Annotated in this window: 7 protein-coding genes; 1 reads left to right on the forward strand and 6 read right to left on the reverse strand. The window is 62.3% G+C overall.

All coding sequences use genetic code 11. The features are described from left to right. Positions 1–68: 68 nt before the first annotated feature. The 6 genes from VM054_08070 to VM054_08095 form a co-directional block, all read right to left on the reverse strand. Complete coding sequence (locus VM054_08070) at positions 69–812, reverse strand: class I SAM-dependent methyltransferase (GenBank protein HUT99016.1); 744 nt, start codon at positions 810–812, stop codon at positions 69–71. 16 nt (positions 813–828) lie between these two features. Continuing rightward, positions 829–2016 (reverse strand): MFS transporter, encoded by a 1188-nt coding sequence (locus tag VM054_08075; GenBank protein HUT99017.1) that lies wholly within the window; start codon positions 2014–2016, stop codon positions 829–831. 92 nt (positions 2017–2108) lie between these two features. Next, positions 2109–3743 (reverse strand): hypothetical protein, encoded by a 1635-nt coding sequence (locus tag VM054_08080; GenBank protein HUT99018.1) that lies wholly within the window; start codon positions 3741–3743, stop codon positions 2109–2111. Between the two features lie 194 nt (positions 3744–3937). Then, complete coding sequence (locus VM054_08085; GenBank protein HUT99019.1) at positions 3938–5716, reverse strand: hypothetical protein; 1779 nt, start codon at positions 5714–5716, stop codon at positions 3938–3940. Positions 5717–5958: 242 nt separating this feature from the next. Then, a complete protein-coding gene (locus VM054_08090; GenBank protein HUT99020.1) occupies positions 5959–6537 on the reverse strand; it encodes a hypothetical protein in 579 nt (192 codons plus the stop codon). Positions 6538–6692: 155 nt separating this feature from the next. Further along, entirely contained in the window at positions 6693–8447 is a 1755-nt protein-coding gene (locus VM054_08095; protein ID HUT99021.1) for a hypothetical protein, read from the reverse strand. A 188-nt stretch (positions 8448–8635) separates the two neighbouring features. Here VM054_08095 and hutU point away from each other — a divergent pair, with 188 nt between their 5' ends. Beyond that, a complete protein-coding gene (hutU, locus tag VM054_08100; GenBank protein HUT99022.1) occupies positions 8636–10288 on the forward strand; it encodes a urocanate hydratase in 1653 nt (550 codons plus the stop codon). Positions 10289–10489: the final 201 nt, after the last annotated feature.

The raw sequence follows: 10489 nt of genomic DNA on the forward strand, positions 1-10489 counted from the left end.
GTTTTCCTCCACCGGATATCCGAAAGGGGGGGGCCGCGTCGAAAAACGACCCCCGCGTATGCCCGGTATCAGGCCTTCGCGAAGGTCAGGTACACGTGGGCGTGCTCGCGCCCGGCGGGCTCGCCGAGAAGGTTGCCGTGGGCGTCCACGATTTCCAGGCCGTGACGCGCGCCCATCTGGACCAGCTCGTGCGGGGCGTAGAGGCGAATGCTCATCTCCTTGTCGAGGCGCTCCCCGGCGGGGGAGACCCAGAGCCAGCGGCTGTTAATGCGGCCGGTGAGATATTCAGGCTCCGAGTTCTCGATGAGGAGCCACCCGTCGCGGACGCTCCCCCGGTGCGGCTGGAAGTCGTTCATCAAGCCGTCCCGGTTGACCAGGGACATGACCAGGCGACCGCCGGGACGCAGGAGCCGGGACCATTCGGCCATCGCCCGCTCGTTCTCGCCCTCGTCGGCGAAGTAGCCGAAGCTGGTCCACACGTTGATGACCGCGTCGAAGGCGCCCATTCCCAGGCCCGTATCGCGCATGTCGGCGCGGACGAAGACCGCCGGCAGGCCGGCGGCGCCAGTTTCAGCCCGCTCGAGGTAATCGGCGCAGAAATCCACTCCGGTGACCTCCACCCCCCGACGGGCCAGCGGAATCGAGTGCCGGCCGATGCCGCAGCAGATGTCGGCCAGCCGGGAACCGGGGCGCAGCTTCAACTGCCGCCAGAGGTAGTCTATCTCTTCCACCGGGGCCTCCCCGCCCGCGGAGCCGAAGCCGCCCCCGAGCCAGACGTCGTCGAAGAATGCCTCCCACCACTCGACGGTCACCTTCGATAAACCTCCGTCAGTCCGACGCCGGGCCGGGAAGGGGCGAACGCCGGCGTATCTTCCCCCCCGCTACGGAGTAGAAGAGGGCCCCGGACAGGGCGACCGCCGCGGCGATGACCACGGCCGGCCAGTAGTTTTTCGAGAGGTCGTAGACCAGCCCACCGACGAAGGGGCCGATGGTGCCGGAGAGTCCGTAGGCCAGCGAGACCCGGGCGTAAACGCGGCCGAAATTCTCCGGCCGGTACACGTCCGAGGTCTGGGTGGCGTAGAGCACCATGGCCGCTCCGAAGTTGAAGCCCACGGACGCCGCGACCAACAGGAACGGCCACCCCTCCCCGGCGGCCGGCAAGAGCAGCAGGATTGAGACCGCCAACAGCGACAGGGAGAGAACGCTGGCCAGACCCCGGCCGAAACGGTCGGCGATGAGCCCCCATCCGATGCGGCCCAGCGCGTTACCCGCCGCCAGGGCGCTCACCGAGGCTGCCGCGATAAGCTCCCCCGCACCCCCCGACAGCCCCAGCAGCTTCAGGTTGCCGATAACCAAAAGTCCGGCGAAGGTCCCGGCAAACATGGCCCCGAACAGGCGCCAGAACCGGGGATCGCGTCGGACGCTGGGAATCTCGTGGGGCGCCGGCGGCGGAGGACTGTCAGGTGGATTGGCCAGCAGGCTTCCGCCGATGAGAATTAAAACGCCGTACACGACGCCGATCCAGAGGAAGATGTCCAGGGGGGTCAGCCCCGCGGCAAGCAGCCCCTCGATGAGGTTGGACAGAACGACGGCCCCGCCTCCGAATCCGGCCACCGCCACCCCGGTCACCAGCCCCTTCCTCTTCGGGAACCAGCGGACCGCCGTGGAGATGGGACAGAGGTACACGAAGCCGAGGCCCGTCCCGGCCACCAGCCCGTACCCCACCAGAAGCAGGGGGAAGCGACCGCCGGAGAAGGATGCCACCAGCAGCCCCGCCGCGAAGAGGCACCCACCGACGAGGGTTGGCTTCCTCGGACCGCGGCGATCGAGAAGGGGCCCCGCGAAGAGCATCGTCAGGGCGAACACAGCGATGTTCACCCCAAAGATGAGCTGGGACTGCCATTCGGCGAGACCGTAGGCCTCGGTGAGAGCGCGCGCCAGGTTGCTCCAGGCGTAAATCCCGCCGATACAGAGCTGGACCAGCACTACGACGGCTAGGATGAGCCAGCGGCGCATCAGTCAACCCGTCCCTTCAGCCCCGATGCGGAAGGTAAAATGCGGCCGCCGCCACCCGCCGCAGCGTCGGATACACGTCCGTGGACCCGGAATTACGGCTCTACTTCGGGAACGCCACGCAGCAGCAGAACGGGCTCCCCTATTTCGCACTCGATCCTGTCCGAGACGTAGAGGTGGAAGTAGCGGCCGACGTTGGTCAAGAGCGAATCGAGGCCCACCGGCGGACGCCACTCCGCGACGAGCACCTCCCGGAAGCCGTCGAACCACTCTTCGGCGAACAGATGTTGATTGACGCCGTGGTAGATGAAGGCCGGCTCCGGCTCCGGCGCGGGCGTGATGAGGACCACAAAGTCCACCGGTTTTTGCCAGATATAGTCCAGGTCGCCGGGGTTCGACGCCCGGTAACGGTTGCACTTGGGGCGGTCGTGGGAATCTATGGTGGGCAGATCCCCGAAGTAGGGCACCACCCCCATATCCATGGTCACCAGCCAGGAGTCATAGAGCTTCGTCTCGGAGATGAATTCGCCGAGCCGCTCCGCGGGCGAGCCGGGGTGGTTGTAGTGGTAAAGCACGTAGGGCCACCAGCCCAGAAACCCGGCCCAGAGGGTGAAACCTAAGAGGAGGGTTCCGACGGCCAGTCCCCGGCGCCGGGGGAAAAAAGCGGGAAGCATGGACAGGGCGCATACGAGAGCCGTGGCGGCTGAGGGGAGCCACAGGCGGCCCACCCCGATGGGGTCGCCGGCGAAGAACAGAACCCCCAGGTGATCCAGGGCCAGCCCGACGAAGAGAAACCGGAGGGGAGCGGTCAGCCGGGGAGCCCGGTCAACACCGCTCCCGTCCTCCCCCTCCTTCGCGCGCCGGACAAGGAAATAGACGAAGCCCGCGTAGACCAGGGCGAGGCCGGGTGTGCGGACGAAGTCCCAGAGGACCCGGAAAAAACCCTCCCGGAGGCCCCAAAGGCTGAACATCACCTCCAGCGGGGGGACCTTAACCCCGGCGCTGGTGGGCAGAATCTGCCAGTAGACGAGCGCCACGGCTGCGAAAAAGGCCAGGCCGGGGAGGACCCCCAGCTTGACCCTCAGCACGTCGCGCCAACCGATGCGCGACCGCTTCGATGCCCAGCACCAGCCGATGACTGCCCCCAGCACGGCGAGGTCGAGGAAGGCGTCGGGCCGGGTGACCAGGTGCAAACCGGCGGCCAAGCCCAGGGCCGTGCTGAGCCTGTCATTCAAAAAATCCCGGAGCGCGAAGCGAAGCAGAAGAAAGATGGAGAAGAGGTTCAGCGCCGTCTCGAGGCCGTTCACCGACCCGAGGACCGACGTGGTGAAGACGAGGAAAACCCCGGCCAGGGCGAGGGAGGAACCGTGGGAGAGGGTGGGGCGCAGACGGCGCAGAATCCCCGCGGCCTGGAACACCGACAGGAGAAGAAACAGGAAGCCCAGCGCCTTGGCCCAGACCAGCGGTTGTATTTTGAGCCAGAAGGCGGGGGTCAGTAAGAGAAGCCAGAGGTGGCTGGAGAAGGAATTGGTGGGGAGCATTCCGTCGCCGGCGCTCGGGTTCGGCAGCTCGCCCCGCGAGAGCTGCCGCGCCCCCGAGAGATAGATATAGGCGTCATCGAAGGAATAGGCTCCCAACTCGTAGAGCACGACGAAGGCCAGGCCGATTTCCACGGCGATGATCAGCCACCAGACACCCCTGATCTCTCGGACCGCCGACAGTAGACGCACTTTCCGTCTCCCGAGTGGACGCTCCGGCAATTGTACCACTTCGAGAACACGCCCACGAGAGGCGGTCCACACCTTTGAAGGGGCCGTGAAGGAAGGGCGGCCGACACCGTCCCCGCCCCTTGAGGACTCGACTCGGCGGAAGACGGCCTCCACCCGCCCCACCAGCCACCGCGGCGCCGACGGGCGGTACGCTTTCAGGGAGAGGAAGAGGCGCCGGAACGGTCGGTTTCGGAAAACGACGGGAGCAGATACCCAGGCAGGGGCTCGTCGGGGACGGCGGGAACGACGCCGTTTTCTGTGTACGCCGGTGGGAGATCAACGGGCAGGACGACTTCCGCGGCAATGGGTCGCGTGTGGTAAATATCCCTCGTCAACAGGATCGGGGGGCTGGGCAGATCGCAATCAATCCGCCTCGAGACGAACAGGTGGTAGTACCTGCCCGGATACGACCGCAGGGCCCCGTGCCCGTGATTGAACGGTGAGGCCCACACGGCGCTCAACACGTGGCGGTAGTTGTCCCGAAAGTACCTCTGGCTCATTATGTCCCTCACCAGGCGGTACTGGGTGGTTTCCGGTCGGGGCGTAGTCAGGCAGGGAGAGGTGACGACGATGAAATCAATCCGATGACTCCACACGTAGGCGAGGTCATTCGGAACTTTCAAGAGGTGATAGTTGCATATGGGAACGGCTTCGGCGTCTATCGTATTGATTTCGGCGAAATAGGGCACGACACCCATATCGGTGGTGATCATCCACGAGTCGTCCCTCTTCAGCTCGCCCACGAACTGCGCCATCACCTCGGCGGGATTGCCGGGGTGGTGGAAAAAGGCGAAGATAAACATCCGCCAACCGAGCAGCCCCGCCGCCAGACTGCCGCACAGAATAATGGCGGATATCAAGAGATATTTTTTCTTTTCGATCAGACGGATGAGCGCCAGAAGACAAATGACGAGCGCGATCACCGCCGATTCCAGCCACAGGCGCTGAACCGCCATCCAGTCACACACCAGCACCCTCTTGACCAGGTGCATCGCGACCAACAGGACTACGAAGACCCGCATCTCCCAGCCGCAGATCAGGTCACCCCGCTTGCGACGCCAGAATAAAAATATAAGCATCCCGGCTAAGATGAAAATATTTCCCGGCGTGAGCGAAAAGTTCAGGACCAGTTCGCGGAAGTTCCACCAGAATTGGTCATTGAAGAGGGGGCCTATAACGCCGGCCTTCGCCAGGGCGCTGGTCGGGAGGACGGTCGGGTAGAAGAGGCTGGGCAGGAGGAACAGCAGGACTCCCGGAAGCAGACCGACGGCGGGCCGCAGGAGCCCCGCCCAGGTGTGGGGCCGCTTGGGGTTCAAAACGAGGATTAGCAGGAGCGCCAGCACGAGGGCCACGTTGATGAAGGCGTCGGGTCGGGTGATCAGGTGCAGGGACAGGGCGAGCCCCAGGCCCACGGACATCCGCCGCCGCGCATGATCCCGGAAGAGCAGATAGAAGACCAGCACCAGGCTGAAGACGTAGAGAATCGTCTCCATGCCGCTGGTGGCCCAAAAGACCAGCGGCATGTAGGTGAGCGTCAACCCGGCGACGGCCCAGACGGTCGGTTTATCCAGTTTGGGGTAGAAGAGCCTGATTATCCGCGAGACCTGCCAGACAACGCCCAGGAGTAATATGAAACCGAGCACCTTGGCCCAGATTAGGGCGTCGAAGCCGAGCCAGTAAGCCGGGGTGATAAGCCCCACCCATAGCAGGCTGGACCAGGCGTTGGTGGGAACCTCGCCCGGCGTCATGTTCGGCAATTGACCGCCGGCCAGCTGGCGGGCCCCGTTCAGGTAGATGTAGGTGTCGTCGGGTGTATAGCCGGACACGTCCCAGACGATGAAAGCACACAGGATGAGCTCGAGGGCGATCAGGCCCCGGGTGAGATGCCGGGTTCCACGCGTCCGATCCGCTAATTTGGTTTCAATACCGGTCATCGTCACCCTCACGGGTCATCCGTGAAAATCCCTTCCGGTCCCGGTAAGGCGCGAGCTTTCGGGTCACCGGCGGAGCCGACCGGCCACCGGGCATCCCCCGGCTCCCGGGCACAAAAACCCGCTCAACCGGCGAGGGATATATCTTACCACGCCTGGACCTCGCCCGGGTGAATCTAAACCGACCGCGATAGAGTCGGCATAAAAAAGGGCGGCCTGAAGCCGCCCTCGTGCCGGAACCTCAATCAGCGGAAAGTGGCCTTTATCACCCCGAAGGTCGTTTCCTGAATATCAGACGAACCACCGTCGGAAACCGTGATCGTGTCCAGCCAAGCGTCGGCGGCCCTGTCGGCAACGATGCGCCACGCGAACTGCACGTCGTGCCCGAACCAGTACGCGCCTATCACAATCTTGGTCTCGTTCCAGACCCAGTTCTCGAATTGTCCGAAGGTCTCCTCGTTCCAGATTTCCATCCAGTCGCCCGGTCCGCCGGCCTCGCGGATCTCCAGGATGTAATCCCCGTTGTTGTGGGGGGAGACGAACCAGGTGTAGCTCGTAGCCCAGTAGAATCTGACGACGACGTCCGAGGTGAGGCAGATGGCCGGTGAAATCAACCGCTCGTCCTGATCCTCCCCCTTCTCGCAGAGGACGCCGAAGGGGCCGGTGAAGAAGTGCTTGGAGCTGACGATCCAGCGTTGTCCTGTTTCACCGGGATCCAAGGTCCAGCCGGTCATATTGCCGTCGGAGAAATCCTCGAAAAAGAGGACCTCGGCGGACGCGAAAGATGCCAACAAGACTAATATCAACAATATATGTCGGTACATGAACCCCCCTTTTGTGTGAACTTCACAGTATGAATATAGCCCAAGAATCACGGCTTGGCAAGGTGAGTCGCGAAAAAAGGTTCGATTTTTACGGCTCGATTCACTCTGCCGTCTTCGCTCTGAAGAGAGCGGTCCGTTTTCTCCCCGCAAGCTCTCTACCGCCTCCAATTCCGTATAACGATACCGAGATAGGGGTAATCCTCAGCCAGTGGGGACAACCCGCGCAGATGAATGGGTATCGGGTCCGGCGCATCGTAGTCAATGCGGTCGGAGACGTAGAGGTGGAAATAATGCCCCCGGTATTCATAAAAATAGTCCAAAGTAAGCGGCACGGATGACTCCGCCACCATCACCGGGCGGAAGTGCTCCAGGAAATAATCACATTCACAAATATCGTCAAGAACACTCATATAGGGCCAGAAGTCCTTTATCGGGTCCATATAGAATGACACCAGTACAATGAAATCCACGTTATGCTCCAACACGTAATCCAGATCGGCCGGGTGCTCGAACAGGTGCATGTTACATATCGGGGACTTGCAGGTATCCAGGGTCGGAATGCCGGCATAGTAAGGAATCGCGCCCATATCGGGTATAGCCAGCCAGGAATCGGGTAGCTTGAGCTCGTTTATCAGATCGCCCATCGACCGAGCGGGACTGTACGGCCTCACATAATTGTTGAACACGAAGAACCGCCATCCCCACAACCCCGCCATCAATCCGACGCAGAAGACCAATGATACGAAAAAACGTGAACGCAGTTTTTCGACCAAATCGTATACCAATACTATTGAACAGACTATGGCAATCGTCGCCTCGCCAAGCCATATCCGGTTGAGCATGGTCCAATCCATTAAAAGGAGCATCTTCACCAAACCCAAAAAAAGAATGGCGGCCAGCAGGGAACGAACGGGCAGGACGGGGGCTTCGTTTTTCCGACGGAAAATGAACACGGCGGCACCGGCAATGGCGAGGGGTAGAACGGGCGTGAACGCCAGTTCCATCACGGCACCTTCAATAAAGTACAGCCATTGAAACGAAATTATGTAAGAAAAAGCCGGCGTCTTCGCCACCGCGCTGTGGGGCAGGAGGGAGCCGTAGATTAATGCTATCGCCGCCCAGAACAGAAGTCCGGGAACGAGACCGGGAAACGGCCGCCACACGTCACGCTTGACGAAGGGCGATTCGCGCCCCAACGACAACCAGAGATACGAGGCCAGGAACAGGAGCACCTCGATGAAGGCATCGGGGCGGCTGAGGAGCAGAAGGCTCAACGAGAGGCCGAACGCTATGCTGGGCCTCTTTTTGGCGACATCGCGAACTAAAAAATGAAGCGCCGTGAGAAGGGCGAAGAGGTGAAACCCGGTTTCCAGCACGTTGACCGACCCGTAAACCGCCGGGACGAAAGCCAGTAACAAACCGGCCAACGCCAGGGATTCCAGACGATCCATCTTCGGGCGCCAATGCCGGAGTAAAAGCGATATCTGCCAAATCCCACCGAGGAGGAACAAGAATCCCAGCGCCTTGGCCCAGAATAACGGATTGACACCCAACAGGTATGCGGGAACGAGCATCAGCAGCCACAGGTAACTGCCCCAGGCGTTGGTCGGCGTCTCGCCCGGCGTCATGTTGGGCAGCTCTCCCCGAGCCAGTTGTCTGGCGCCGTTCAGATAGATATAACCGTCATCAATCGTGTAATTGCTCAGGTCGCCCAGGATGACGATGCAGAAAAATACCTCCACGACCAGCAGCACCCACCAGAAAATCCGGTCGCGCTTCACGACACCAGCTACGACACCAGGATCAGTCATGCCGCACCTCATCGCCTGGATATTTGGGTCTTTTTTATCCGGCCCGACCGGGGCGACGCTCAATGAGAAGCAGCCCGGCTTAATCAGATTAATCTCCATACTAGCACAGATGGGTTTTACCGGGGAAGAAAAGCCCGGCGATGCGGAGCATCGTCTTTCCCTGAAACGATAGCTCAAAATCCGATTCCTGGACCGGGGTAACCTCAGGGTCTTGAGCCTTCGCCGTCTCTGTGCTATTTTGGGGGCGGTCGAACCGCCACAGTCAAACCCTCAACCGAGGACGGATCATGCCGCGTGAACTGCACGCCCCCACGGGCCCCAGGCTCAACTGCAAAGGCTGGCACCAGGAGGCCGCCTACCGGATGCTCCAGAACAACCTGGACCCGGACGTGGCCGAGGACCCGGCCAATTTAATCGTCTACGGCGGCTCGGGCAAGGCGGCGCGGAACTGGGAGTCCCTGGAGGCGATATTAAAAACCCTGCGCACCCTGGGGAACGACGAGACGCTCCTCGTCCAGTCGGGCAAGCCGGTGGGCGTCTTCACCACCCACGAGGAGGCCCCCCGGGTCCTTCTGGCCAACTCCAACCTGGTGCCCAAGTGGGCAACATGGGAGCATTTTTACGAGCTGGAGGCCAAGGGCCTGATCATGTACGGCCAGATGACCGCCGGCTCCTGGATCTACATCGGCACCCAGGGCATCCTCCAGGGCACCTATGAAACTCTCGCCGAGCTGGCCCGCCGGCATTTTTCCGGGTCGCTCAAAGGGCGATGGGTCCTCACCGGCGGCATGGGAGGCATGTCCGGCGCCCAGCCCCTGGCGGTCACCATGAACGAGGGGGTCTGCCTGGATGTGGAGGTGGACCCGGAAAGAATAAAGAAGCGCCTGGACACCGGTTACTGCGACCGCATGGTCACGGATTTGGACGAGGCGCTGCGGCTGGTTGAGGATTTTGTCAAAAAGGGCGAGCCCCTCTCCATCGGCCTGGTGGGCAACTGCGCCGACGTGCACCCGGAACTGGTGCGCCGCGGGGTCACGCCGGACGTTTTAACGGACCAGACCTCGGCCCACGACGAGCTGTCGGGGTACATCCCCAACGGTATGCCGCTGGCCGAGGCCCTGGCCCTCAGAAAGAAAGATCCCGAGGAGTACAAACGGCGCTCGCTGGAGGCCATGGTGGTCCACATGAACGCCATGCTGGCGATGCAGAAAGCGGGCGCGGAAACCTTCGATTACGGCAACAACATCCGCGGCCAGACGGTGGACCGGGGCGCACCCGAGGCCTTCGACATCAAGGGCTTCGTCCCGCTCTACATCCGACCTCTGTTCTGCGACGGCAAGGGTCCCTTCCGCTGGGCGGCGCTCTCCGGCGACCCCGCCGACATCCACGCCACCGACGAGGCGGTCCTGCGCCTGTTTCCCGAGGACGAGGCCCTGGCCCGCTGGATAAAGAAGGCCCGGGAAAAGGTCCGCTTCCAGGGACTGCCCTGCCGCATCTGCTGGCTGGGCTACGGCGACCGCGAAAAATTCGGCCTGGAGATAAACCGCATGGTGCGCACCGGAAAAATCAAGGCCCCCGTCGTCATCGGCCGCGACCACCTGGACTGCGGCTCCGTGGCCAGCCCCAACCGCGAGACCGAGGGCATGGCCGACGGCTCCGACGCCGTGAGCGATTGGCCCTTCCTGAACGCCATGCTCAACGCCGTGGGCGGGGCGAGCTGGGTCAGCGTCCACCACGGCGGCGGGGTGGGCATGGGCTACTCCCAGCACGCCGGCATGGTCATCGTCGCCGACGGCACGCCGGGGATGGATAAACGGATAAGCCGCGTGCTGACCACGGACCCCGGCCTCGGCATCGTCCGCCACGCCGACGCCGGCTACCCCCGGGCCATCGAGAACGCGAAGAAATTCGGCATCAAGATGCCCATGCTGGGCGCCTGACCGGAACCGCCGCGTGCGCCCGTGCTCAGATCACCCGTTTTTTACATCCACACTAAACCCAAGGGATACCTTTGTGTTCCTGGACCATCCTTAGTCTCATCTACAACGCTAGATAAAGGACTTACGGGGATGCTATCATGTCACATGAACTGGAGGCATGGTGGCAAACAAAGAGTCCGAGGATCGGCATGTCAAATGTCC

It is taken from the genome of bacterium (assembly GCA_035528375.1).
GTDB lineage: Bacteria > RBG-13-66-14 > RBG-13-66-14 > RBG-13-66-14 > RBG-13-66-14 > RBG-13-66-14.